Source organism: Brevibacterium zhoupengii (assembly GCF_021117425.1).
Classification (GTDB): Bacteria; Actinomycetota; Actinomycetes; order Actinomycetales; family Brevibacteriaceae; genus Brevibacterium; species Brevibacterium zhoupengii.
Map to the genome: position 1 here is coordinate 831094 of NZ_CP088298.1, position 24672 is coordinate 855765.

At 62.5% G+C, this 24672-nt stretch carries 21 protein-coding genes; 13 read left to right on the forward strand and 8 right to left on the reverse strand.

What is annotated here, in order from left to right:
• Nucleotides 1–45: 45 nt before the first annotated feature.
• Nucleotides 46–546, forward strand: coding sequence for a hypothetical protein (locus LQ788_RS03715; RefSeq protein WP_231445368.1), 501 nt, complete (start codon nt 46–48; stop codon nt 544–546).
• A gap of 37 nt (nt 547–583) precedes the next feature.
• On the opposite strand, the gene LQ788_RS03720 is transcribed toward LQ788_RS03715, so the two are convergent.
• On the reverse strand, nt 584–1753 hold the full coding sequence (locus tag LQ788_RS03720) for a GAF domain-containing protein (protein ID WP_231445370.1): 1170 nt from the start codon (nt 1751–1753) through the stop codon (nt 584–586).
• Between the two features lie 113 nt (nt 1754–1866).
• Between LQ788_RS03720 and LQ788_RS03725 the strand changes: the two genes are divergently transcribed.
• Together LQ788_RS03725 and LQ788_RS03730 are read left to right on the forward strand one after the other, a co-directional pair.
• Complete coding sequence (locus LQ788_RS03725; RefSeq protein ID WP_231445372.1) at nt 1867–3690, forward strand: flavin-containing monooxygenase; 1824 nt, start codon at nt 1867–1869, stop codon at nt 3688–3690.
• A gap of 309 nt (nt 3691–3999) precedes the next feature.
• A complete protein-coding gene (locus LQ788_RS03730; protein WP_231445374.1) occupies nt 4000–4371 on the forward strand; it encodes a hypothetical protein in 372 nt (123 codons plus the stop codon).
• A 682-nt stretch (nt 4372–5053) separates the two neighbouring features.
• Here the strand turns inward: LQ788_RS03730 and LQ788_RS03735 are convergent.
• Both LQ788_RS03735 and LQ788_RS03740 read right to left on the reverse strand, forming a co-directional pair.
• Nucleotides 5054–5575 carry a TetR/AcrR family transcriptional regulator gene (locus LQ788_RS03735; protein ID WP_231445376.1) on the reverse strand — a complete coding sequence of 174 codons (522 nt, stop codon included), beginning with the start codon at nt 5573–5575 and terminating at the stop codon, nt 5054–5056.
• Nucleotides 5576–5609: 34 nt separating this feature from the next.
• The gene (locus LQ788_RS03740) at nt 5610–6245 is read right to left on the reverse strand and encodes a TetR/AcrR family transcriptional regulator (RefSeq protein ID WP_231445378.1); all 636 of its coding nucleotides are present in this window, start codon (nt 6243–6245) and stop codon (nt 5610–5612) included.
• Nucleotides 6246–6480: 235 nt separating this feature from the next.
• Between LQ788_RS03740 and LQ788_RS03745 the strand changes: the two genes are divergently transcribed.
• The 5 genes from LQ788_RS03745 to LQ788_RS03765 are packed head-to-tail and all read left to right on the forward strand — an operon-like array spanning nt 6481 to nt 13497.
• Nucleotides 6481–7452: an SDR family NAD(P)-dependent oxidoreductase gene (locus LQ788_RS03745; protein WP_231445380.1), complete on the forward strand. Its 972-nt coding sequence runs from the start codon at nt 6481–6483 to the stop codon at nt 7450–7452.
• Entirely contained in the window at nt 7449–9377 is a 1929-nt protein-coding gene (locus LQ788_RS03750) for a sodium:solute symporter family protein (RefSeq protein WP_231445382.1), read from the forward strand. Before LQ788_RS03745 ends, LQ788_RS03750 begins: the two co-directional genes overlap by 4 nt.
• A gap of 30 nt (nt 9378–9407) precedes the next feature.
• Complete coding sequence (locus LQ788_RS03755) at nt 9408–11087, forward strand: class I adenylate-forming enzyme family protein (protein WP_231445384.1); 1680 nt, start codon at nt 9408–9410, stop codon at nt 11085–11087.
• A gap of 11 nt (nt 11088–11098) precedes the next feature.
• Nucleotides 11099–11875 (forward strand): SDR family oxidoreductase, encoded by a 777-nt coding sequence (locus tag LQ788_RS03760; RefSeq protein ID WP_231445386.1) that lies wholly within the window; start codon nt 11099–11101, stop codon nt 11873–11875.
• 53 nt (nt 11876–11928) lie between these two features.
• Nucleotides 11929–13497 (forward strand): MFS transporter, encoded by a 1569-nt coding sequence (locus LQ788_RS03765; RefSeq protein ID WP_231445388.1) that lies wholly within the window; start codon nt 11929–11931, stop codon nt 13495–13497.
• A gap of 26 nt (nt 13498–13523) precedes the next feature.
• Here the strand turns inward: LQ788_RS03765 and LQ788_RS03770 are convergent, their stop codons facing one another.
• The 4 genes from LQ788_RS03770 to LQ788_RS03785 all read right to left on the reverse strand — a co-directional run bounded on the left by LQ788_RS03770 (nt 13524) and on the right by LQ788_RS03785 (nt 17208).
• Nucleotides 13524–13712 carry a hypothetical protein gene (locus LQ788_RS03770; RefSeq protein ID WP_231445390.1) on the reverse strand — a complete coding sequence of 63 codons (189 nt, stop codon included), beginning with the start codon at nt 13710–13712 and terminating at the stop codon, nt 13524–13526.
• 220 nt (nt 13713–13932) lie between these two features.
• A complete protein-coding gene (locus tag LQ788_RS03775; protein WP_231445392.1) occupies nt 13933–15486 on the reverse strand; it encodes a tripartite tricarboxylate transporter permease in 1554 nt (517 codons plus the stop codon).
• Between the two features lies 1 nt (nt 15487).
• Nucleotides 15488–16165: a tripartite tricarboxylate transporter TctB family protein gene (locus tag LQ788_RS03780; RefSeq protein ID WP_231445394.1), complete on the reverse strand. Its 678-nt coding sequence runs from the start codon at nt 16163–16165 to the stop codon at nt 15488–15490.
• On the reverse strand, nt 16162–17208 hold the full coding sequence (locus LQ788_RS03785) for a Bug family tripartite tricarboxylate transporter substrate binding protein (RefSeq protein ID WP_231445396.1): 1047 nt from the start codon (nt 17206–17208) through the stop codon (nt 16162–16164). Before LQ788_RS03785 ends, LQ788_RS03780 begins: the two co-directional genes overlap by 4 nt.
• 235 nt (nt 17209–17443) lie before the next feature.
• Here LQ788_RS03785 and LQ788_RS03790 point away from each other — a divergent pair, with 235 nt between their 5' ends.
• The 4 genes from LQ788_RS03790 (at nt 17444) to LQ788_RS03805 (ending at nt 22958) form a co-directional block, all read left to right on the forward strand.
• Nucleotides 17444–19684: a S9 family peptidase gene (locus tag LQ788_RS03790; protein WP_231445398.1), complete on the forward strand. Its 2241-nt coding sequence runs from the start codon at nt 17444–17446 to the stop codon at nt 19682–19684.
• A gap of 334 nt (nt 19685–20018) precedes the next feature.
• A complete protein-coding gene (locus LQ788_RS03795; RefSeq protein WP_231445400.1) occupies nt 20019–21005 on the forward strand; it encodes an ABC transporter substrate-binding protein in 987 nt (328 codons plus the stop codon).
• Between the two features lie 115 nt (nt 21006–21120).
• On the forward strand, nt 21121–22161 hold the full coding sequence (locus LQ788_RS03800; RefSeq protein WP_231445402.1) for an ABC transporter permease: 1041 nt from the start codon (nt 21121–21123) through the stop codon (nt 22159–22161).
• 5 nt (nt 22162–22166) lie between these two features.
• Nucleotides 22167–22958 carry an ABC transporter ATP-binding protein gene (locus LQ788_RS03805; RefSeq protein WP_231445404.1) on the forward strand — a complete coding sequence of 264 codons (792 nt, stop codon included), beginning with the start codon at nt 22167–22169 and terminating at the stop codon, nt 22956–22958.
• A gap of 12 nt (nt 22959–22970) precedes the next feature.
• On the opposite strand, the gene LQ788_RS03810 is transcribed toward LQ788_RS03805, so the two are convergent.
• A complete protein-coding gene (locus LQ788_RS03810; protein WP_231445405.1) occupies nt 22971–23960 on the reverse strand; it encodes an alpha/beta fold hydrolase in 990 nt (329 codons plus the stop codon).
• Nucleotides 23961–24013: 53 nt separating this feature from the next.
• On the opposite strand from LQ788_RS03810, the gene LQ788_RS03815 reads away from it, so the two are divergent.
• Nucleotides 24014–24619: a TetR/AcrR family transcriptional regulator gene (locus LQ788_RS03815; protein WP_231445406.1), complete on the forward strand. Its 606-nt coding sequence runs from the start codon at nt 24014–24016 to the stop codon at nt 24617–24619.
• Nucleotides 24620–24672: the final 53 nt, after the last annotated feature.

Sequence of the window (24672 nt, forward strand, 5' to 3'; positions counted from 1 at the left end):
CACGTGGATAACGTCGATTCGACTGGTCGCTCGGTTGAATACTCAGTGGACGTGCGGCAGTGGAAGACCGACGAGAACGGCTACGTGAAGGTGTTTCTCTACCGCAACGGTCGCCAGCACGCAGTATCCCGAGCACCTGCAGTCTTCCCTGTCGAGGGTGGAGCGATTGAGGTCGCCGCCAGCAACTTCGGATTGAAGCGTTGCCACTTCGTGTCCGATGCCGGAACTGAGTGGCAACTGCATCCCGATGCTCATTCCGCAGAGGGCCGTCGAGCCCGTTTCGACGATCGACGGCCGCAGTTGAGTCGTGTGATCGGAGTGGTCTCAATTCTTGCGCTTCTGGTGGGCGTCGGCCTGCTGCTCCAACAGATCGTCGTGCCGATCTTGCGGATTCCACCGATTGCTGAACAGATCGGACCCGTTGAGCCGTTGATTCGCCTTCCCCTATGGCTGTCTCTCAGTCTGGGTCTTATTGCCGCGATCGCCAGCACAGAGAGAGCACTGCGAATGCGCTACCGGTGGTGGCTCGACGCGGCGGGGAACTGACCGTGCAGGTGCTATCTCAGAGACGGATCAAGCTGGATTAAGCACGTCTGGCGCTGACACCCTCAGCCCAGCGATAAGGCTGCGTCGCCAGAAGCGCGCCGATCGACCGGCGCAGGCGGGAGACCTCGGCGCGCACAGTGACCAGATGCTCGGGATCACCGTAGAGCGTGCGGCTGAGGTCGGCGGCGCTGATCCCAGAGGGCCCCGCCGAGGTGATCGCGGCGAGGATCTGCGCACGCCGTGGCGTGAGCGGAACCGTGAGTGGATCGCCGCCGGAGTTGATCTCGAGCACGGCGGGCTGGTTTGTCTGTCTCAGCGTGACCGAGACCTGCGCCTCGTCGGCGGCCTCTGCCGGTCTCAGCAACCAGCCTCCGGTGATCTTCTCCGGCAGGCACAGTCCAGCACCGGGAATGAGGATCGTGCGATCAGGGGCCGGCACTTCGATTCGGTCCCGACTGCGGACTCCGTGCTGATAGGCGACCCAGCCATCTTCATCGACGACGAGAGCCGGGCCACGACTGCCGCTGAGGACGGTCGACATGCGATTACGCAGGCTGTTCAGCTGCTCCTGCTGGATGAGCGAGAGCCTCGCCTGTGCCAGATGAACGGCAGTCGTGACCAGAGACTGGACGGCCGGATGAAGAGTGAGCGCCGGCCCGCTGATGTCGACGACGCCGAGGAGCCTGCCGTCGACGGGGTCGTGGATGGGAACCGCACTGCAGTACCAGGGGTGCTGCGAGGTTTCGAAGTGCTCCGCGGAGAAGAGCTGAACCGGCGCTTCCTCGGCCAGAGCCGTGCCGATGGCATTCGTTCCCACCTTTGACTCGGACCAGTGGGCACCCTCAGCGAATCCGAGAACGTCAGCCTGACGTCTGGCCGCGGTGGCGCCATCACGCCAGAGGATCACGCCTTCGGCATCGGCGACGACGAGAATGAAGCTGCCTGCATCGGGCATCCTCAGCAGCACGGATTTCAGCTCTTCGACGATGAGGCGCAATTTCGATCGCTGTCTGCGGGACTCCACGTCCGCCTCGGCGGAGAAGATTCTGCGATTGTCACCAGCAGGGTCAAGGCCCAGGCGCAGCATTCGATCCCACGAGCGCGCAACGAGCGCTCGCGGTTGCTCCGGCGGCGATGCGCCGGTGATCACTGCATCGTGAATGCGTGTCAGATCTCTGGCGAGATGCGCCAGATCCGGCTGAGGCATGTCACGAGTATAGGCGTGGGGATCGACCCTGGCCATGCAACTCGATGCAACTCTTCCGCGACTGTTCCCTGCGGGATAGCTTGAGGGTACACAGCTCAAAGAAGAGGAGTGACATGACAACGACAATTGATCGCACACAGCTCACCGCCGATGACATCGCGACCGAGTGGCTGAGCAGCTTCGAATCCGCACTGCGCACTCGGGATATCGAGGCCGCGGTGGGACTCTTCGCCACGACGAGTTACTGGCGAGATCTGGTCTCCTTCTCCTGGAACCTCACGACAGTGGAGAACCATGATGGAGTCAGAGATCTGCTGACGACGAACCTGAACCGGGTGGACCCAAGCGAATTCGAACTCGCCGAACCTGCGGAGTCCGCGGACGGGGTGACCACAGTCTGGTTCAACTTCGCCACCTCGGTGGGACGAGGCAAGGGGCTGGTCCGGCTCATCGCCGAAGACGGTGAGACCAGGGCATGGACGTTCCTCACCTCGTTGCAGGAGCTGAAAGGCCACGAAGAGCCGCGTGGCGACCGCCGGATCAAGGGCGCCGAACACGGCGTCGACCCCGAACGGAAGAGCTGGTCGGAGAAGCTTGCCGAGGAGGACGCAGCCTGGGGCGACACCGCACAGCCGTACACTCTCGTCGTCGGCGGGGGACAGGGCGGCATTGCGCTCGGCGCTCGTCTGCGTCAGATGGGAGTACCAGCGCTCGTCATCGATCGGTGGGAGCGGCCGGGAGACCAGTGGCGTTCACGGTACAAGTCGCTGTGCCTGCACGACCCCGTCTGGTACGACCACCTGCCCTACCTGAAGTTCCCCGACAACTGGCCCGTCTTCGCACCCAAGGACAAGATCGCCGATTGGTTGGAGTTCTACACCAAGGTGATGGAGATTCCGTACTGGTCATCGACGGCAGCCACCTCGGCGAAGTTCGACGAGGCGACTAAGCAGTGGACAGTTGAGGTCGACCGCAATGGGGAGAAGCTCACACTCAAGCCCACCCAGCTGGTCATGGCTACGGGGATGTCGGGCAAACCGAATGTTCCCTCATTCCCGGGAGCCGATATCTTCCAGGGCGAGCAGCAGCACTCCTCGCAGCACCGCGGCCCCGACGCCTACACGGGGAAGAAGGTCGTCGTCATCGGCAGCAACAACTCCGCCTTCGACATCTGCGGTGCACTCTACGAACACGACGCCGAGGTGACGATGGTCCAGCGCTCGAGCACCCACATCGTCAAGAGCGATTCCCTCATGGAGATCGGGTTGGGGGACCTCTACTCGGAGAAGGCGCTCGCCAACGGTGTCACCACAGAGAAGGCGGATCTCATCTTCGGCTCACTGCCGTATCGGATCATGCACGAGTTCCAGATCCCGCTCTACGACCAGATGAAAGAACGCGACAAGGACTTCTACCAGCGGATGGAAGACGCCGGCTTCGACCTCGACTTCGGCGATGACGAGTCCGGGCTGTTCCTCAAGTACCTGCGGCGGGGTTCGGGTTATTACATCGATGTCGGCTCGGCGGAACTCGTCGCTGAAGGCAAGGTGAAGTTGGCCAAGGGCGAGGTCGACCATCTGACCGAGAACTCCGTCGTGCTTGATGACGGGACTGAATTGCCGGCTGACCTGGTCGTGTATGCGACAGGGTATGGATCGATGAACGGATGGGTCGCTGACCTCGTCGATCAAGAGACTGCGGACAAGGTCGGCAAATGCTGGGGCCTGGGCTCGGACACGACGAAGGATCCCGGCCCGTGGGAGGGCGAGCAGCGCAACATGTGGAAGCCCACTCAGCAGGAGAACCTCTGGTTCCAAGGCGGCAACCTGCATCAGTCACGGCACTACTCGCTCTACCTGGCACTTCAGCTCAAGGCTCGGTATGAGGGGCTGGAGACGCCGGTGTATCGCCTGCAGGATGTGCACCACTTGGCGTGAGGTGTCGCGCGGCAGACTCCGCGAGTGCTGAGGCACCTTAGCTGGACGTTTTGGGCTGGCAAGCTCGCGGATTATCACCCCAGAACGTCCAGCTAACAGAGGTCGCGCGATCAATCTTGACTGGCTTGCGACCTTGAGACGCTGTAGCTTCCTCTTCCTTCATCTTGAACGGAGACCCAGGTGGTGTCGGATTTTGGACTCAAGCAGTCGATAGTCCGTTCTGCTGGTCACTTTCACGACGGTCCAGCCCTCGTGGCGTAGCGCGTCATCGCGTTCGATGTCGTTGGTCCACTGAATTTTCGACCTTAGATGGTGCTCTCCCTCGTACTCAAGCGCAAGCTTCGCATCTGGGTAGCCCAGGTCGGGTTCGACTATGCGGGAGAGCATTCGACAGTAGACCTGGGGATGGACGACTGGTTCCGGCAGTCCAGCGATCCTTGTCCACAGGCGCAGATCTGTCTCGGTGGGGGAGTCGACTGTTGGGCGAATCAGGCTCAGTGCGGCGAGTATGTGATTTCGGCCCGGTACGCGAATGTGGCTCTTGAGCCGTTGGTGGAGATCATCAATGGTTGTCTGCGCTGGTCCGTGCCACCTGCCCACGGCCGCATCCCCAAGCTTTACCAGATCACGCAAAGACAGGTCAGGGCCAAGGCTAATGAAGACTTCGGCCGGGTGGAGTAATGGCAGGTCGAGCCACTTCCACGCCAAAAAATGCACTGAACGGTGGAGCGTGACCTGGGGAATCCGAATTCGAGCATTCGGATCTTCAGTGCACACGTGCAGGTGGGCATTCATCAGGGGTGAAGGCAATGGCCAGCCGTAAAGCCGAGCTGCAGTGGCATGACTTGCGACCACGTGAGGGAATTTGAGTACGGCGGCGCGAAGGCGCAAAGCGTCACCTTCCCAGTCTTGGGCGGCCCATCGTGGAGTGCGGAAGCGCTCTAGTGTCTCCCTATCCATGCGTACTCCGGGGAGGACAACCGGGCAACGGGAAGTGTGGAGAAGTCTATGGCGAGTGATCCCAAGTGCTTCTGAGTCTTGGGCTCGGAACAGTCGAGGATAATCGCGCATCTCCCAGGTCGAGTCGTTGAACATGGGTGCAATGTTGGCGCAATTACTCCCAGAATAGGAGAGCAGATTCTGGGCCTGTGGACAGTAAATCGTTGTCCACAGCAAATCGAACGTGAGTCAGCGAGTGACTACGCACGCTTCTGACCCAAAAAACCTGAGGTAGGTACCTTGCCGTCCCTGTAGCTGGACGTTCCAGGCAGAAATTCGGACAGAAAATATGCCCAAATCGTCCAGCTAAGCGATGGTGAACGCAGGGCGGGAGGCTCGTGGTTGGGTGTGGTGGGACAGCGCGCTACAGTCCCAGCTTCGTCAGCACTTTCTTCACATGGGCGAGAGCATCGTCCTGGGAGAGACCGAAGTTCTGATTGAAGTACATGCCATCGCCGATGAGCTGAACCGTCATCGCCAGATCGGGATCACCGAGATGCTCATTGAGCGCGTTGAACCAGGCTTCTCTGGTCCTCCGCAGCGAATCCTTCGCCTCGTCATTCTCCTGTGCCAGGCAGCTGGCTGCGATGAGACTGCGGTCCAGCGGCGTACCCGTCTCGGCCGACGTCTCGAGGTAGTACATATGCAGGCGGTCACCGGCGGCCTTCATCGATGCAACGTCCTCGTCGACAAGCCGGTCGAGTCGTTCGAGGCTTCCTTTGATCAGCTCCGCCTTCGACCCGTAGTGGTAGAGCAGACCGCCCTTGGACACGCCAGCTTTCGCTGCAACCGCATCCAGCGTCGCGCCCGAGATGCCTCGCTTATCGAGGAGGATGTCGAAGGCGTCGAGGAGCTTCTCTTTGGTGTCGGTGGAGTTGCGTGCCATAGCGCCGAGCCTAGTCGATGCGGGTGTCGCCGCTTCAGCGGCGGTCGATACCACTGACGATGATGTCGGTGACCTGTGCTGCAAGATCGGCCAGATCTGCCTCGGACTGGTCGGGCTTCGGCCGGTACCACATGTCGACTGCGTTCAGGCTGCTCAGCAGCGTCCGGACCAGCATTTTGGGCTCCAACGGACGGATGGAACCATCCTCGATCCCGGCAATCGCCACCGACTTGAAGAGGTCCTCGTACTCGGCCCTGAGTCGATTCAGCTCTGCCAGCTGCTCACGCTGCCTGGGGCGCAGCGCCACTGAGCGCTGTTCGCGGACGCCTTCATGTACGACCTGGTGGTAGCCGAGATCAACCATGATCTGGAGTACATGGGCCGTGGACATGGCGAGAAGACGGTCGAAGCCGGTGCCTGGCCCGTCGACGCACGGGTCGACGCGAGCTCGTGAACGCACCATGCCTTCCTTGTAGACGGCTAGGAAGATGTCGAACTTGGAGCGGAAATGGTAGTAGATCAAGCCCTTGGTGGCTCCGACCGCAGTCGCAATGTCATCAATGGTGGTGGCGTTGTAGCCGCCGAGCATGAACTCAGTGGCAGCTGCGTCGAGGATTCCCTGATGAATCTGCTCGGACGCTCCCGCAGATGTTTCTACGTCGGCGCTCACTGCTTGACCTCGACTGCTTCCAGCGACTTCACCTAGCTGTCCTTTCCGAATCCCTGACCATGTTGTGAATCCCTGACCATGTTGTCGCTAGGCTACACGGCCAATCAGCAGCGAGAACGAGCAATCTCGTCGAACTCGACCAACTGGGTCTTGACACGTGTACTCCAGCGGGATAAATTCGTACCCAATCAAGGATGATACTCGGTAGTATGACTGGTGAGAGGCTTAGGCAATAGTGAACTTCAATGAAGAGGTAGCAATCGTGACTGGTGCCGGCGGAGGGCTGGGGCGGTCTCACGCACTGTCGCTGGCCCAGCGCGGAGCCCGCGTCGTCGTCAATGACATCGCCCCGATCCGCGACCGAGGTGGAGAGGACAGCCCGGCGGAACTGGTGGCGAAGGAGATCAACGCATCCGGTGGTACGGCGATTGCATATTCGTGCGACGTCACCGACGCCTCGGCGGTTCAAGCCATGGTCGGTCACACCATCGCTGAATGGGGGCGGATCGACATCCTGATCAACAACGCCGGCATACTGCGAGACAAGACATTCGCGAAGATGGACCTCGGTGAATTCCGTTCGGTCCTCGACGTGCATCTGATGGGGTCCGTGCACTGCACCAAAGCGGTGTGGCCCCACATGGTCACCCAACAGTACGGGCGGGTCCTCATGACCACCTCGGCGTCGGGAATCTACGGGAACTTCGGGCAGGCGAACTACGGTGCTGCGAAGTCCGGGATCGTGGGGCTCATGAACGTCCTGGCCATCGAAGGCGAACGGTACGGAATCCGCGTCAACGCTTTGGCACCCACGGCCGCCACCGACATGACCGAGGGACTGTTCGACGAGGCCTCATGGAAAGTCATGTCACCGGAATCGATCACCCCTGGAGCGGTCTTTCTCGTCTCGGAGAACGCTCCGACGAAGACGATCTTGGGCGCCGGTGGGGGAGTCTTCGCCGTTGCCAAGATGGTCGAGGCAGCAGGAGTCTTCCTCTCCGAAGACGAACGCAGCCCCGAGGCAATTGCCGCACACTGGGAGGCGATCAGCGATGTCTCCGCCACGGTGATCACCGGTTCCGCCTTCGACCAGACCGGTCGCTATCTCGAAATGACCACGACCGACGAATTTCCCACAGCTTCAGCCACACCGAGCAACACAGCCACACCGTCCGATCCGACCGTCACTGCAAAGGTGCAATCATGACAATCGTTCTGGCCATCGTCATCGTCTACTTCATCGTTATGTTCGCCATCGGCTATTGGGCGAACACCAGAATGAAAGGGGCCAAGGACTTCCTGGTCGCCGGGCAGTCGCTCGGTTTCTTCGTCATGGCCATCGCATCCTTCTCCTCGATCCAAAGCGGGTTCGGGATGATCGGCCACACGGCCAATACCAACGCCTGGGGCATTCAGGCCGTCGTCGGAGCAGCACTCCTCGTACCATTGGGGTTCGCACTGGCATGGTTCCTCCTCGGCGCGCGCCTGCATCGGGTAGCCCGAGCCCATGAGGTCTACTCCATCCCGGACATCATCCGCGTCCGCTACCCGAACCGGTCGGCCCATATGTCGATGTCGATCGCGATGTTCATCGGCTCGGTCGCCTATATGACAGCGCAGGTGACAGCTCTCGGCGTGATTATGTCCCTGATCTTCGGCATCAGCCTCACCGTCGGCGCCATCATCGGCTCCGCCATCGTCGCCGCGTACACGATCGCCGGTGGAATGCTCGCTGCGGTCTGGACGGACTTCATCCAGGGCCTGCTCATGATCGTTATGGCCGTGGCCGCATTCTTCATCGCCACGAACACCGTGGGCGGATGGTCAGCCATGCTGGCCACGATCGCAGAGAACGACATCGGATTCCTCAAGATCGATGCGACACAGCCGATGACCTGGATCTTCGGCTTCATCTTCCTGGCGATTCTCGGCACCGCCGCCCAGCCGCAGCTGGCAACGAAGTTCCTCATGCTCAAATCAGGGTCACAGCTGCGCTGGGGCTCACTCGTCGCGGCCCTCGGCTACTCGGTGACGACCCTGTTCGCCCTGTCCATCGGCCTGGCAACCCGCGCACTGACCTTCGAGGGCAGGGCACCCCAGTTCGACAACGCCGACAACACCACAACGTGGTTCCTCGACAACATGACGACACCGGCGTTCGCCGGGTTCGCCCTGGCCGGACTGCTCGCGGCGATCATGTCCTCCGCTAGCTCCTTCATCACCATCGGAGCCTCATCACTGGTGCGTGACCTCACCAGCTCGCTGGGCAAGGTCGTCCACCGTGAGCTGATGTGGAACCGGTTGGCCAGCGCCTTCGTGGTTCTGTGCTCGCTGGTGTTCGCTCTTTATCTCACGCAGGTCGTCTTCCTCCTCGGCGCCATCGGCTGGGCAGCCTTCGCCTCGGCGGTGTTTGCTCCGGTCGTCTTCGGGCTGTATTGGAAGCGCGCCACCGGATTGGCGACAACCATCGCCGTGTCCTTCGGCGTCCTCGGCAACCTGGTGCTCACTATCCTCACGAGCGAGGAGATCATCACCATTCCCACCTACATGCAGGATGGGGCAATGGTCATCGCGACCGCTGCGGTCCTGTTCGTCGTCATCTCCCTGCTGTTCCCATCACGCGGTTCACAGGAAGGCTTCGCCCATGCCTACGGCATCAACGCCAACAGCGGAAGCGGAACACCTAGGGGAGCAGCAGCCATGAAGTCAGTGACAGCGAAAGGGCTCGACAAGACCGATGTGCTCGTCCTCATCGTCACCCTGGCGTGCCTCGCCACTGCGGTCGGAAGCATCTTCGATGTCTGGCAGGCCCTCTACTATGCAGTTCCGCTCCTTGCCTATGTGATGATGCTCTTCGGCGCACTGAATTCCACCGATAAGTGGAGCCGGGCCAACCTGATCCTCATCAGTGCTTTCTCCCTCGTCCTGATCGCGCTTTTCGTCGTCGCGCACGCGTACACCGGCAGCTCCGCCATGCTCGGCGGCCTGCCGACCACGACCGCGGTGTTCGTCTACATCATCTGGCCATTGACGGCAGTCGGTGCTCCGTTGGTCTACGCTGCCGTCCACAAGTCCCGGCTGATGCGTGACATGGACGGTGCTGTGCCAACAGTCGAGAACATCAGCGTCTGAGTGAAGGGGACATACGCAGTGGAATTCGATGTGACGACACTTCGCGGCAGGCGAGCCGACTCCCGCCTGCACAGGCTGTCGATGGGCGATATCTTCGAACGGATGCGCTGGAGTCAGCCGAACCGCACGGTCCTCACCGGCCACATCGGTGCCGCCGAGAACCCCGCAGGTGGCTCGGTGACCGTGGCCGAGGCCGACGACAGGGCCAACCAGTTCGCGAATTCGCTCTTGACTGCTGGAGTCCAGCCGGGGGAGATCCTCGTGATGATCTGCGAGAACTCCCTCGAGTCGGTGCTGATCAAGATCGGTGCGGCGAAGGCAGGTGTGACGATCGCCCCGTTGAACCCGAATCTAGCCACCGAGGTGATGGCTGCGCTGATCGCGGACATGGGGGCACGTTGGGCTGTCGTCGACGCCGAATTCGCCGACCGTGTCCGGCCCGTGTTCGAGTCGGAGAACGTCGGCACCTTGACCACCGTCGCGGTCGGCGGACCGCTGCCGGACGGGGCAGTGAGCTTTGCAGATTTCATCTCCGAGGCTCCTGCGAACGAACCCGATGTCACCATTCACGGTGACGACATCTGGCAGATTCAGTTCACCTCTGGAACCTCGGCACTGCCCAAGGGCGTCATGGGATCACACTCGAAGACGATGTTCGAGGCTCTGTCCTCGATGGGAATCGTCACTCGTGGGCAGCGTTTCGAATTCGACTCGGTGGCAGGCATCTTCGTGTCGGTGACTTATCACGTCAGCGAGGTGCTCATCTATGCCGCGTTGCTGGCCGGCGGGCGAGTGGTGGTTGGGCGCAGGCCTGATGCCAGGGAGTTGGCTTTCGCCATCGACCAGCATCACATCACGACGATGCACGTGGGTTCACCACAGATGCTCGAACATCTTGATGCCGAACTGCGTCGGGACCCGAGACTGGATGCCGGATCGGTGACGAGCATCCTTCATTCCTTCGCCCCTCTGCGAGCCGAGTCGTATGCCTCGGTCAAAGACTCTATGGGAGCGGACGTGCTGGTGGTCGGTGTAATCGGACAGACGGAGATGTGCATCATGCACCGGTTTTGGATCGGCGCCGATGAGGAGCTCCATGCGCGGACCTCGCCGCAGGAGAACTACGTCGGCCTGCCACATCCGCTGACAGCGGCTGCGATCATGGATGCCGACGGCAGCATCAAGAAGCCGGGCGGCAGCGATGATGGCGACGGGGGTGTCGGCGAAGGGATCTATCGCTCGCCGGCTCTCATGGCCGGTTACTACAACAATCCGCAGGCCACTGCCGAAGCCTTTGCTGACGGTTGGTTCCACGGCGGTGACGCCTTCCGTACAGGCGAAAAGGGGCTGCGCATCCTCAACGACCGGATCAAGGATGTCATCAAGACCGGAGGGGAGAACGTATCCTCGATCCGCGTCGAGTCAGTGGTGAGCACTCATCACCTTGTCGACCGTGCGGTCGCCATCGGCCTGCCCCACCCACGGTGGGGTGAGGCCGTAACAGTCCTCGTGCGGACCATACCGGAGTGCACGGTCGACGAAGATGAAATCATCGCGTTCGCCAAGACCCGACTGGCCGGCTTCGAAGCACCCAAGGCCGTGATCTTCGTCGACGAGTTACCCGAGACTGTCGGCAACAAGGTGAAGAAGCACGAACTTCGCAGGCAGTATGTTCGGCTCTTCGACACTGCAGAGGCAGTGCGACAGTGACTACTGGAACCATGTTCGACATCAGCGGCAAACGGATCCTCATTACGGGCGGCGCCCGCGGCATCGGCCGCATGATCGCAGAAGGCCTGCTGCGTCAGGGGGCCACAGTCTTCATTTCCTCCCGCAAGAAGGAGGCTGCGCTCGAAGCAGGACAGGCTCTGTCAGAGTTTGGTGAGATCCACGCGATCGCTGCCGACATCACCACCGAGGCTGGTCGGAGCCAGCTGGTCGATGCCGTGGCCGAACAGACCGACCATCTGGATGCTCTGATCAATAATGCAGGGGCCACCTGGGGAGCCTCATTCGACGAATTCCCCGACCATGCTTGGGACAAGGTCCTCGGAGCCAATGTCAAGGCCCCCTTCGCCCTGGCCCAGCGCGCTCGTCCACTGCTCGAAGCCGGTGCCGAACGTGGTGCAGGCCCGTCGCGGATCATCAACATCGGATCCATCGACGGGCTGGCGGTGCCCAATTATGAGAACTATTCCTATTCGGCGTCCAAGGCTGCGGTCCACCATCTCACCCGACATATGGCGGCCACCTTGGCCCCGACGATCCTCGTCAATGCTGTCGCTCCGGGACCGTTTCCGACGAAGATGATGTCGTGGATCCTTGAGGAGAAGGGCGATGAGATCGCGGCCGCCAACCCGCTGCAGCGCATCGGCACCGCCGACGATGTGACAGGAGTTCTCACCTTCCTGCTCTCGCAGGCGAGCTCCTACCTTACCGGGACTGTGATCCCGCTCGACGGAGGTCTGAGCACGACGATGTCAGTGGGAATGAGCTGAGAAATTCGTGCCCTGACTTTTAACTGTACCGTCTAGACGGTACAGTGGATTTCATGTTCACAACGCAGACACCACACGTGCGCGCCGGCAGGCGCGAATGGGCTGGCCTGGTTGTGCTGATGATCCCTGTTCTGCTCATCTCGATCGACAACACCGTCTTGGGATTCGCGATACCGGCCATCAGCACCGGCCTCCATCCCACAGGTACTCAGCTCCTCTGGATCGTCGACATCTATGCGCTCATGCTCGCGGGCCTCCTCATCGCCATGGGCAGCATCGGTGACCGAGTCGGGCGCCGCAAGCTGCTCGTCATCGGCGCTGTCGGCTTCGGGCTTGCTTCGCTGCTGGCGGCGTTCTCCACCACGGCAGAGATGCTCATCGTCGCTCGTGCGCTGCTCGGCCTCTTCGGTGCCACGCTGATGCCGTCGACCCTCTCGCTCATCCGCAATATCTTCCTCAACGACAAGGACCGCCGCGTCGCGATCGCCACCTGGGCTGCCATGTTCAGCGGCGGTGCCGCGCTCGGGCCCATCGTCGGCGGCATCCTGCTCGAGCACTTCCACTGGAGTTCCGTTTTCTTCATCAATCTGCCGCTGATCGCGATCTTCATCCCCGCGGCCCTCCTCCTGCTGCCGGAATCAAGGGACCCGAACCCGGGGCGGATCGATCCGCTGTCGATCGTGCTCTCGATGCTCATGCTTACCCCCCTCGTCTTCGCCATCAAGCACGTCATGGCCGATGGCGTGGACATGCTCTTCTGGGCCAGCCTCGCTGTGACTGTGCTTGCGGGTACGGGCTTCGTCGTGCGTCAGCTCGCCTCCAGCAACCCGATGCTCGACGTTCGACTCTTCGCCAACAAGGTCTTCACCTCTGCGGTGCTGTCCAACCTGCTCAGTGTCATGGGCCTGGCCGGATTTCTCTACTTCGGGACGCAGCTGCTCCAGCTGGTGCTCGGGCTCTCACCCGTGGAGGCCGCGCTGGTTCTGGTCCCCGGACTCATCACCTCGATCGCCGCGGGCTACGCGGCGGTGCCGATCATCGCCCGCCTGCAGCCTCGTGTGGTCGTCCCCTGCGCCCTCGTGCTCAACGCAATCGGACTGGGAATCGTGGCCTTCACGCCCGAGCATTCGGTGGCCGGAATGCTCATCTCGTTCCTCATTCTCGGAGTGGGACTGGGCACCGCCGAGGTCATCACGAACGACCTCATCCTGGCCGCAGTGCCCGCGAACAAGGCAGGAGCCGCCTCGGCGATCTCCGAAACTGCCTACGAGTTCGGGTCTGTGATGGGAACCGCGGTCCTCGGCGGACTCACCACCATGGTCTACAGCACTCAGCTGCAGGCGACGCTCGGGACCAAGGCATCAGGTGCCGAGTTCGAGACCCTCGGTTCGGCCCTGGAGCAGGCAGGTGCCCAAGGCGGTCGCCTGGGCGAGCAGATCACCGAGGCGGCGGTGGGCTCCTTCGACCTGGGCGTGCAGTGGGCCGCGGGTGGGGCTGTTGTCCTCGTCCTCATCGCGGCCGTACTCACGAGCTTCGGACTCAAGGGCGCCGGCCGTCTTCTGTCGACGACGGCCGACGAGAAGCACGGTGCCGAGCAGGAGCCGATCAGCTACGAGGCGTGAATGCAGAAATCCCTGGAGTCAGGGCATCACTTCGACTCGGCTGAATCCTTCGAGTAGTCGAAGAATCCGTGGCCGGTCTTCTGGCCGAGGTCGCCGACATCGACGTATTTCTGCAGGAGCTTCCGTGGGCCATCTGGCAGGTGCGAGCCCGAATCCCGGCAACGAGGGAGGCCATCACAGCACCGACCGTGCTGGAGCGGCTTCCACGGAGCCATCGGACTCGCACCCGATCTGCCTCGCGGACTGGCCTACGTCTCGGACCTGTCCGGGGAGATCCGCGCCGTGGACCTGACCCGCGGCACCTCGCGGACGGTGACCGAGCTCGAAGGCGCCCCAACGGGAATCGCGCTGGTCTGAGATCGGCGGAACGCACGAGGCCCCGCGGACGATTCGAAGGAATCATCCGCGGGGCCACTCGTCGTCAGGAGTCAGATCCTATGAGCCGACCGATTCGCTGTCCCGAGGCACCGCCTCGGCGACATTCCTCTTCTGTCGTTTGCGTGCCAGCACACGGCCGATGCCGGTGTAGAGCAGCGCACCGATGAGGATGATGTAGAGGACGATGGTGATCGGCGAGGACACGAGCACCGAGACATCGTTGCCCGAAGCCAACAGGGCATCACGCAGGCTGGACTCGGCCAGCGGTCCGAGGACCATGCCGATCATCAGCGGTGCCAACGGCACCCCGTAGCGCTTGAGCACGAAGCTGATGATGCCGATTCCCAGCAGAATCATGAGCTCGAACTGCGAGGCCGAGGTGGCGTAGATGCCCAAGCCGCAGAAGACCGCGATGCCGCCGTAGAGGTAGGGATCCGGGATCTTGAGCAGCTTCGCCCACAGGGGAGCGAAAGGCAGGTTGATGATGAGCAGGACGATCATGGCGATGAAGAAACTCGCCAGCAGACCCCAGACAAGTTCCGGAGACCGATCGAAGAGCAGCGGTCCCGGCTGCAGACCGTACTGACGGAATGCGGCGAGCATGATGGCAGCCGTCGCGGAGATCGGCAGACCCAGGGCCAACAGGGCGCCCATGGCGATGCCGGTCGTGGCAGAACCTGCCGACTCGGGACCGGCCAGGCCGCGGATGGCGCCCTTGTCACCGAACTGCGGGTCCTTGCGCTTCGAGTCGAGTTTGCGCTCGAGACCATAGGACATGAACGTCGGCACATCGGCACCACCGACGGGAATCACGCCGAAGGGCAGACCGATGGCAGTCCCACGCAGCCACGCGGGCAGGGCCTCGCCGAACTCCTTGCGGGAGAGGAAGGGTCGACCCGAGGAGTTGATCGTGTTGTCGTTGACCTTGCGGCGGATCCGCGAGGCGATGAAGAAGACTTCGCCCAGGGCCAGGATCGCCACGGTCACGGTGACCAGTGAAACTCCGTCGAAGAGCTCGGGAACACCCATGGTGAAGCGCTCGGTGCCGGAGACCGAATCGATGCCGATGACCGAGAATCCGATGCCGAGGACCAAAGCCATGAGGCCCTTGAGCACGGAGTCCGCAACGACCGAGGACGTTGCCACGAATGCGAACAGCGCGAGTGCGAAGAACTCGGCCGGGCCGAAGTTCGTCGAGAAGTCCGCCAATGCCGGTGCAACGAACACGACCAGGCAGCAGGAGATGAAGCCGCCGATGAAGGCCCCGATCGCGGCCGTGGCCAGAGCCTGCGGCGCTCGCCCATTGCGGGCCATCTTGTGGCCTTCGAACGTTGAGGCGATCGCCGATGCCTGACCAGGAGTGTTCATCAGGATGGCCATGGTGGAGTCACCGAAGAGACCACCGAAGTAGACGCCGGCGAACATGATGAATGCGCCGGTCGGGTCAAGGGCGAAGGTCATCGGCAGCAGCAGTGCCACGGCCATCGACGAGCCCAGGCCCGGCAGCACGCCCACGGCGGTGCCGAGGAAGCAGCCGACGAGGACCCACAGCAGGTTCATCGGCGTCAGCGCGTGCGTGAAGCCTTCGAAGAGGGACATGAGAGCGTCCATATCAGAAGCCACCTCCCAGGATTCCCGAAGGAAGATTGAGCCCCAGCAACACCGAGAACGCGATGTAGACCAAGGACGAGAATGTCAGTGCCATGGTGAGGTCGAACAGCGGTCGCTTCGACCCCATCGACCGGGCCACACACCAGAACAGGAGAGCTGCGGCGAGGATCCACCCGGCGAACTCGAGGATGAGGGCGAACGCGGCGAAGCCACCGGCGCCCCAGGCCAGGGACACGAAGTCACTGTGCGTGCGGTGCGAGGAGTCTTCGGCTCGTGCTTTGGCAAGTGCCTGGCGATCCTGGGCCGGTTCATCCTCCTCATGCGGGTCGAGGCGTGAAGCCGAGACCGCCGAGGTGACAGGTGTCGAGAACGCCTTCTCCTCCTCCACCTCGGCGGGGAGATCGTCATCGACGTCGACGGGTTCGGGATTGCGGATATAGGCGATCGTGAGCAGGACGGTGAGGACGTAGCCGACGATCATGATGATCATGGGGAAGAACTGCGGCCCCGGCTGATCGGCGTCTTCGGCGACTTCCATCGTGAGGATGCCGATGAGCAGGTAGGTGGAGAATCCGGCCATGATGAGGGGGACCAGGAGGCCTGATCGACCCTGCCACCAGGTTCCGGCACCGAGGTGGGCCGTCCTGGTCGTCTTCTTGGTTGACGCGGTGGTGCTCACAGTCCCAACTCCTTCAGCAGCTTCTCAATCCGGGAGGTGTCCTCTTTGATGAACTCTGCGAACTCATCACCGGTCAGCCACACGTCTGTCCATTTGTTGCGGTCGAGGGCGTCGGCCCATTCCGCGCTGTCGCGGGTCTGTTTGAGAATGTCGACCAGCTGCCCGGTCTGGTCCTCGTTGATGCCGGGGGCGCCGAGGAAGCCGCGCCAGTTGGTCAGGGTCACCTTGTAGCCCTGCTCTGTCATTGTGGGAACGTCATCGAAGCCGGCGATGCGCTTCGGCGCGGCCACGCCGAGGGCCTTGACGCGACCGGCTTCGATCTGGTCCGAGACTTCGTTGAAGCCACAGGAGGCGAAGTCCGTGGTGCCCGAGAGCAGCGTCTGGATCGCCTCTCCGCCGCCGGACTTCGGAATATAGGTGATGCCCGAGGCAGGAATACCGGCCAGCAGAGCCAGCTGCGCAATGGTGAGATGATCGACGGAACCGGCGGATCCGCCTGTCCAGACGAACCCTTCCGGGTCCTTCTTCCAGGCGCTGATGACGTCGTCGATCGTGTTGTAGGGGGAATCAGCGGCGGCGATGAGCACGTCATAGTCCTCCGCGACCCGCGCCAGCAGGGTCGTGTCGTCGAAACCGACGGGCGACTTGTTGAGCGCAATGCCGCCGACCATTGCAGTGCCGGTGGCCAGAATGGTGTCGGCCTGACCGGCCATGGTGGAGAACTTGCCGAGGCCGATGGTGCCACCGGCTCCGGGGATGTTGACGACCTGGGAGTTGTTGGCCAGATTGTTCACTCGCATGGCCTGCTGGGTCTCTCGGGCGAAACCATCCCAACCGCCACCGGCACCGGCAGGTGCGATGAGCGTGAGATTCGATGAGAGGTCGCCCTTGGCCGAAGCTGCTTTGACTGAGTAGGTGGTGGCCGTTCCGATGGCTGCCACTGCGATGACACCGTAGGCGATGCGACCGAACATGCGCCGATTCGGATGGGCCGGCTCGGGCCGCGGATCTGCGCCAGGGTCTGAGGCGGATTGGTTCGTCATTGACCAAACTTTCATATCAGTTGTGAACTACATGTGAGGCTCGTCATAGCTTAGGTTGATGCGCGTCACATTACGCGGTTGTGCGCACTGATCGCGTTCTGCTCATTCTGCTCACCGGGAAGCGAGAGTGATTGACGTGTGTGGCGGGGGAGCCGAAGGCCGGGTGCAATGCGTCGTGAGCACACCGTCCACATGTGTGCACCGTCGTCGCACTCAAGGTAGTTAGGCTGGGACCATGAATGACACTGCCCCCGGCGCCCCCGTTGCCAAGAAGATCCCCCATGAGCGCACCCACCACGGCCACACCTTCATCGATGACTACGAATGGATGCGCGAGAAGGAGTCCCCGGAGGTCATCGCTCACCTCGAGGCCGAGAACGAGTGGACGAATGCACAGACATCCCAGCTCGAGCCCCTGCGTGATTCGATCTTCACCGAGATCAAGACCCGGATCAAGGAAACCGACATGTCGGTGCCGACCCGGCGCGGAGGCTACTGGTACTTCTCCCGTACGAAGGCAGGTCTGGACTACGGGATCAGCGTCCGGGCGCCCATCTCCGACGATGCCGACTGGACTCCACCCGAGGTCGGCGAGGAACCGCTGCCCGGCGAGGAAGTCATCTTCGACTCGAACATCGCAGCCGAAGGTCAGGACTTCTTCTCACTCGGCACCTTCTCCCTCACCGACGACGGTCGGTACCTGCTCTTCGGCGTCGACAACTCCGGCGACGAGCGGTACACGCTGAGGCTGCGCGACCTGAGCACAGGCGAAGACCTGCCCGACACCGTCGAAGGAACCTTCGCCGGTGCCTCGATCGACCCCGCCGGTCGCTTCGTCTTCTACACCACCGTCGACGAGGCCTGGCGCCCGGAGAAGGTGTGGCGTCATGTCGTGGGCACCGACAGCAGCGACGATGTCTGCATCTTCCATGAACCCGATGAACGGTTCTTCGTCGGATCGGGATTCTCCCGATCCGGCACGTACATGTTCATCGTCACCGGGTCCAAGACCACCACCGGCTTCTGGTCGCTGAAGGCCGATGACCTCGACGCCGCCCCGCAGGTGGTCTGGCCACGTGTGGACGGTGTCGAATACTCCGTGGAACACGCGGTCATCGCCGGTGAAGATCGTTTTCTCATCACCCACAACCAAGACCGCGATGACTTCGACATCATCGACGTTCCCGCCTCCGATCCGGCCGGCACCGCACGGGAGCCCGTTGACGCTGTCGACGAGCCCGGTGCCATTGCCGACCCGGCGTCTCTGGGGCGGGTGCTGCTCGACGACGTCGACGGGCTGCGCATCGAGGACGTCGATGCCTTCGCCGACTTCATCGTCGTCAGCTATCGCCGAGGCGGGTTCGCCCGAGTCGGCATCATCGAACTGGGCACCGGCTCACCCTTCGGCCCACTGCAGGAGCTGCCGTTCTCTCGCGAGACCGGAACCCTGGGATTCGCCGGCAACCCGGAGTTCACACAGACGAGCATCCGACTCCTCTTCACCTCCATGTCCACGCCCGCTGTGATCTATCAGCACAGCGTCGCAGACGGCACTGACACGGTGCTCAAACGCCAGCCCGTTCTCGGGTCGGTCGACCTCGACCGTTACGGCGAATCCCTCGTCTGGGCCAACGCCGAGGACGGAACCCAGATCCCGATCTCCCTGGTCTACCGCACCGACCTCATCGATCTCGATTCCGGTACAGCCACCTCGGCGAGGGCAGGTGACTCCCACGAGCAGGCCCCAGCCAAGCCCGCACCGCTGGTGCTCTACGGGTACGGCTCCTACGAAATGAGCATGGACCCGTACTTCTCCGTGTCCCGGCTCTCCCTGCTCGACCGCGGGGTCGTCTTCGCCATCGCACACGTGCGCGGCGGCGGGGAGATGGGCCGCCACTGGTACGACCAGGGTAAGACCACGGTGAAGAAGAACACCTTCACCGACTTCATCGCTGCCGGATGCCACCTTGTGGACACAGGATGGACGAGCCCGGACCAGCTCGTCGCCACAGGAGGCTCTGCCGGCGGACTGCTGATGGGAGCGGTGACGAACATGGCACCCGAGCTCTTCGCCGGGGTCAGCGCCCACGTGCCCTTCGTCGATGCGCTGACGTCGATCCTCATGCCCGAACTGCCCCTGACCGTCATCGAATGGGAGGAGTGGGGCGACCCGCTCCACGACGCGGACGTCTACGAATACATGCGCTCCTATTCGCCGTACGAGAACGTCGCCGAGGTGGCTCACCCGAAGATCTTGGCCGTGACCTCGCTCAACGACACCCGAGTCCTCTACGTCGAACCGGCCAAATGGGTCGCCCGGTTGCGTGAGGTCGGCGCCGATGTGCTGCTCAAGACCGAAATGGTCGCCGGCCATGGTGGTGCCTCCGGACGATACGACTCGTGGAAGGAAACCGCCTTCGACTTCGCATGGATCCTCGACGTGCTGGGCCGATCGGACGTCGACATCGACGCCTGATCCTCTGGTGCGGCGTCCCTGCGGGGGCGCCGGACCGGGACGCATGGGCGGCGGATGCGCAGCACCAGGGGACGTTTGTCGCGACAGATAACAATACCGGGACGATTGTCTCCAAAACCCTGTTTTGGTCGGTCGTGTCAGCGGCGCCCAATAGAGTGGTTGTCATCACAGTCGCACCCCTGGCCGACTGCGGAATCAGAATGATCTGAATCGTATCGGTGCGTGGGTCGTCTGCAGTTCCACGTGCGACCCACCGTTGGGCCCGACCGGGAACAGATGACAGGGTTCGTCCCGGTTCTGCACAGGTGGACCGGTTTTTTCAAAGGGGAGAAGAATGCGTCTCAGGCGTCTGGCCACAGCGATTGTGGCGGTGAGTTCGGTTATTGCGGTGTCAGCCTGTTCAGGTGGAGACGGTTCCGGCGGTGAGGGCGAGGGCGGCGATTCCTACTCGATCGGCATCTCCCAGCTGGTTCAGCACCCGGCGCTCGACGCGGCCAGTGCCGGATTCAAGAAGTCCTTCGAAGATGCTGATGTCACCGTCGAATGGGATGAGCAGAACGCTCAGGGCGAGCAGGCCAACGCGACCTCGATCGCGCAGACCTTCGCCAACGAGGACCTCGACCTCGTCCTCGCAGTGGCCACCCCTGCAGCCCAGGCAGCCGCGCAGGCGATCACCAACGTTCCCGTGCTCTTCACCGCCGTCACCGACGCCCAAGAAGCCGGCCTCGTGAAGTCTGACGATGCACCGGGCGCCAACGTCACCGGTACCTCCGACCTCAACCCCGTCGCCGATCAGCTTGAGCTCGTCAAGGACCTCAATCCCGATGCCAAGACCGTCGGCATCGTCTACAGCTCCGGTGAGGTCAACTCGCAGGTGCAGGTGGATCTTGCCAAGAAGGCTGCGAAGGACATGGGCGTCGAGATCAAGGAAGCCACGATCGCCAACTCCAGTGAGCTGGCACAGGCTGTGGACTCCCTCGGCAAGGTCGACGCCTACTATGTTCCGACCGACAACAACGTCGTCTCGGCCGTGACGACCATGGTCCAGGCAGCCGAGAAGAACAAGGCGCTCCTCGTCGGGTCGGAAGCAGGCCAGGTGGAACAGGGTGCGGCGATCACTCGCGGCATCGACTACACGAAGCTGGGCGAGCAGACCGGCAAGATGGCGCTGAAGATCCTCCAGGACGGCCAGAAGCCAGCCGATATGCCAGTCGAGACCAGCTCCGACCTCGAGCTCGTCGTCAACCCGAAGGCCGCCAAGGCCCAGGGCGTTGAGATTCCGAAGAAGCTCATCGACGAAGCCGACAAGGTCATCGACTGATCGACCCCCGTCGCCGGCCGCGTCCCGTGATCGGCCGAGTCTCGTGACCTCCCTGGTCCTGTGACCGGCCGGCGACACCTACCCACGCCTCACATCACCACCTGATCGGAAACACATGTTCGGAGCACTGGAACTCGGGCTCATCTACGGAGCGATGGCGCTCGGGGTCTACCTGACCTTCAAGGTTCTCAACTTCCCCGACCTCACCGTCGACGGAAGCTTCACCACGGGTGGTGCCACCGCAGCATCCTTGATCATCGCCGGGGTCAACCCCTTCCTGGCAACCTTGGCAGCCATCGGCGCAGGACTCATCGCCGGCTACATCACCGGACTCCTCCACACCAAGGGCGGAATCGACGGACTGCTCGCCGGAATTCTGACGATGATCGGTCTGTGGTCGATCAATCTGCGCATCATGGGCAAGGCGAACCTCCCGCTCCTGCGAGAAGACACCGTGTTCACCCCACTGCGGGAGAACATGCTGCTGGGCACCTGGGTCTCCATCGCCGTGCTGCTCGCCTTCACCCTCATTCTCAAGTTCGCCATCGACTGGTTCCTCACCACCGACCTGGGACTGGCGATCCAGGCCAACGGCAACAACCGACAGATGATCCGCAGCCTCGGCGTCAACACCGACAACACGACGATGCTCACGCTGGCGCTGTCCAACGGCTTCGTCGCACTCTGCGGCGCCCTCATCGCCCAATACCAAGGGTTCTCCGACATCAGCATGGGCATCGGCCTTATCCTCGTCGGACTCGCCTCGGTCATTCTGGGCCAGGCAGTCTTCGGCAGCCGCAACATCTTCATGGCCAGCCTCGGCGCCCTCATGGGTTCGGTCATCTACCGTCTCATCATCTTCCTGGCCCTGCGCGCCGGACTCGACACCAACGACATGAAGCTGACGACCGCGCTGCTCGTCGTGATTGCGCTCCTGCTGCCCAGATGGGGATTCCTCAAACGGATACCCTCGTTGAGATCCCGTGGCAATCGGGCCCCCGAGAAGGGTGTGGCCGCCGACGATCCTGCCAACGAAGCGGGCGCACAGGTTCCTGCCGGCACGGTCGACATCCGTGAAGACACCACCAGCGTCACCGCGGGGTCGTCTGCGAAGGCCGCAGGCACAGCTGCCGGCTCAGAATCGAAGGAGGACTGAGACACATGCTCAAGATCGATACCATCTCGAAGACCTTCTTCCCCGGCACCGTCAACGAACGCAAGGCCCTGCAGAACCTGTCCCTCGAACTCGAAGAGTCCGACTTCGTCACCGTCATCGGCTCCAACGGCGCGGGAAAGTCGACCCTGCTCAACACGATCTCGGGCCGACTTCCCATCGACTCCGGATCGATCACGATCGACGGCGCCGAGGTATCCCGGATGCCCGAGTACAAGCGAGCCAAGTATCTGGGTCGAGTATTCCAGGATCCGATGGCCGGCACCGCCCCGGACCTCACGATCGAACAGAACCTGTCTCTGGCGCTCAAGCGCGGCAAGACACGGGGGCTGGGACGAGGGACCACCTCGGCGAGGCGGGACCTGTTCGGCGATGAGCTGGCCACGTTGGAACTCGGCCTGGAGAACAGGTTGAAGACCAAGGTGGGTCTGCTCACCGGCGGACAGCGCCAGGCGCTGAGTCTCCTCATGGCCGGGTTCACCCAGCCGCGCATCCTGCTGCTCGACGAGCACACCGCAGCACTCGACCCGCAGCGTGCGGCACTCGTGACGGATCTGACGCAGAAGATCGTGTCCAATGACGGGCTGACCACGCTCATGGTCACGCACAACATGGAACAGGCGATCGCGCTGGGCAACAGGCTCATCATGATGCACGAGGGCGAGATCATCTATCAGGCCTCGGCTGAAGAGAAGAAGTCGCTGACGGTGAAGACTCTGCTGGGTGAATTCTCCAAGCTCAAGGGCGCGACACTGGGGGACCGGGCACTGCTGAACTGACGGGGCCGCTAGTCAGAGGCGAGTGATGAAGTCCCCGATGTCGGCTGCGATCTCGTCGGGATATTCTCCGGTGAGGGCATGCGAGGCGTCGTCATAGACTTGGACTGCTTCGGTGCCCAAAGCTCGCCGTGCCGTTGCTGTGGCGGATTCCGGGTCATGCATCACCGAGCGTCCCGCAATGATCGCCAGGACGGGCATCGATAGGTCGGCCAGCTCCGGCTCCGTGATCCGAGTCGGTTGGGGCTTCTTCATCGAGTAGTGGTGCATCCCGGCCTCGATCATGTCTGCCACCGGCACATCCTCGACCTCGATGCCTCCGGCCGTATACGAATTGAAGGCATCGCGTCCGGCCTTGGGAAACCACGGCACGGTGGCGGGGATCGCGCGCAGGATCGTCTCCACTGGTATGCCGTCGAAGGTCTGGACAGGATCGATGAGGGTCAGCGTCTTCACATGCTGCGGGTGGCGGATGGCGAGATTGGCCGCCGTCCAACCGCCCAACGAGAGCCCGATCAGGTTCACCGAGTCCTCTGGAAGCGCAGCGACCGTCTCGGCGAGCCATTCGGCTTCGTCCTCAGCATCGGAAATCGGAGATGCCTGGATGCTGCGGCCCGGTTCGCCGAGGAGATCGAGTGTGTAGACGTCGCCGAGCTTGAGCAGAGACGGCATGTTGTCCGCCCAGACCGGTGTCGACGAAGCGGTTCCCGGCAACAGCAGCATCGGTGAGGCGTCTCCGGTCCCGGCGAACCGGTAGACGCGGACAACGCCGAAGCTGGTGCGAACGTCCATCGTCTCCGCCGGCTCCGGCATACTCTCGAATGCCTGATCGTAGGCGGTGAAGAACTCGGCCTCCCCCTCGGCGTTGTTCCAATGGCCGACAGGCGATGGAGGCCGGAGGAAGTATCCGCAGAGGGCCGCGATCGACAGGGCAGCAATCATCGGCACGAGCACCCGAGGACGCAGCAGCCACGGTCGGGCGCGTCGTTCATTGTCAGCGTCCATCAGATCCCCTCTACCGATCGGTCAGTACTTCAACCGTAAGGTAGAATCACTGCATGACACAAGACCCTGCAGAGGCACGATCACGTGAACCGGCGTTGACCTTCACCCGGCGTGCCCGGCGCGTGCAGATCATCGACGTCACCATCGAGCTCCTCGCTGATCATGGGTATTCAGGTGTGTCGCTGTCACAGATCGCTGACCGCGCAGGAGTGACCAAGCCGACCGTCCTCTACCACTTCACCGACAAGTCGAATCTGGTCAGCAGCGCGTACCGGCATGTGCTCGACGCGGTAGTCGAATCGGTCGGTGGAGCGGTTGAGGCCGCCGAGGTGGAGGAGCGTCCCGCTGCATATGTGCGTTCCCTGGTGGCTCATTTCGTCAGGTATCCCAGCCACGCCCGCGTGAGCATCGAAGCGCTGATCCACGGAGGGGAGCGGGCGGAGAGCTCGGTACGGTGGAAGCCGGTGGCAGACTTTCTGGCAGCGGCGCGAAAGTCGCGCGGAGCAACGGATGAAGTCGAGCTGCGCACCGCCGCGCTCATCGTCGGCGGAGCCATCGACGCGGTAGTCGCCGAGGCTGTCGAAGACCCGAAGTTCGATGCTGTGGCTGCCAGCGAAGAGATCGTGGAGCTGATCGAGGCGCGCTACCTGGCCAGTTGAACCTTGCCCGCTGAGCGTGGCCGCTCAACACCGGGCGGTGACTGGTCTCACCC

Excerpts from the sequence above, each read along its gene's own strand:
- LQ788_RS03720 (WP_231445370.1), bottom strand. The coding sequence starts at position 1,753 with ATGCCTCAGCCGGATCTGGCGCATCTCGCCAGAGATCTGACACGCATT.
- LQ788_RS03725 (WP_231445372.1), top strand. The coding sequence starts at position 1,867 with ATGACAACGACAATTGATCGCACACAGCTCACCGCCGATGACATCGCG.
- LQ788_RS03730 (WP_231445374.1), top strand. The coding sequence starts at position 4,000 with ATGGTGCTCTCCCTCGTACTCAAGCGCAAGCTTCGCATCTGGGTAGCC.
- LQ788_RS03735 (WP_231445376.1), bottom strand. The coding sequence starts at position 5,575 with ATGGCACGCAACTCCACCGACACCAAAGAGAAGCTCCTCGACGCCTTC.
- LQ788_RS03750 (WP_231445382.1), top strand. The coding sequence starts at position 7,449 with ATGACAATCGTTCTGGCCATCGTCATCGTCTACTTCATCGTTATGTTC.
- LQ788_RS03760 (WP_231445386.1), top strand. The coding sequence starts at position 11,099 with ATGTTCGACATCAGCGGCAAACGGATCCTCATTACGGGCGGCGCCCGC.
- LQ788_RS03765 (WP_231445388.1), top strand. The coding sequence starts at position 11,929 with ATGTTCACAACGCAGACACCACACGTGCGCGCCGGCAGGCGCGAATGG.
- LQ788_RS03770 (WP_231445390.1), bottom strand. The coding sequence starts at position 13,712 with ATGGCTCCGTGGAAGCCGCTCCAGCACGGTCGGTGCTGTGATGGCCTC.
- LQ788_RS03775 (WP_231445392.1), bottom strand. The coding sequence starts at position 15,486 with ATGGACGCTCTCATGTCCCTCTTCGAAGGCTTCACGCACGCGCTGACG.
- LQ788_RS03785 (WP_231445396.1), bottom strand. The coding sequence starts at position 17,208 with ATGACGAACCAATCCGCCTCAGACCCTGGCGCAGATCCGCGGCCCGAG.
- LQ788_RS03790 (WP_231445398.1), top strand. The coding sequence starts at position 17,444 with ATGAATGACACTGCCCCCGGCGCCCCCGTTGCCAAGAAGATCCCCCAT.
- LQ788_RS03795 (WP_231445400.1), top strand. The coding sequence starts at position 20,019 with ATGCGTCTCAGGCGTCTGGCCACAGCGATTGTGGCGGTGAGTTCGGTT.
- LQ788_RS03800 (WP_231445402.1), top strand. The coding sequence starts at position 21,121 with ATGTTCGGAGCACTGGAACTCGGGCTCATCTACGGAGCGATGGCGCTC.
- LQ788_RS03805 (WP_231445404.1), top strand. The coding sequence starts at position 22,167 with ATGCTCAAGATCGATACCATCTCGAAGACCTTCTTCCCCGGCACCGTC.
- LQ788_RS03810 (WP_231445405.1), bottom strand. The coding sequence starts at position 23,960 with ATGGACGCTGACAATGAACGACGCGCCCGACCGTGGCTGCTGCGTCCT.
- LQ788_RS03815 (WP_231445406.1), top strand. The coding sequence starts at position 24,014 with ATGACACAAGACCCTGCAGAGGCACGATCACGTGAACCGGCGTTGACC.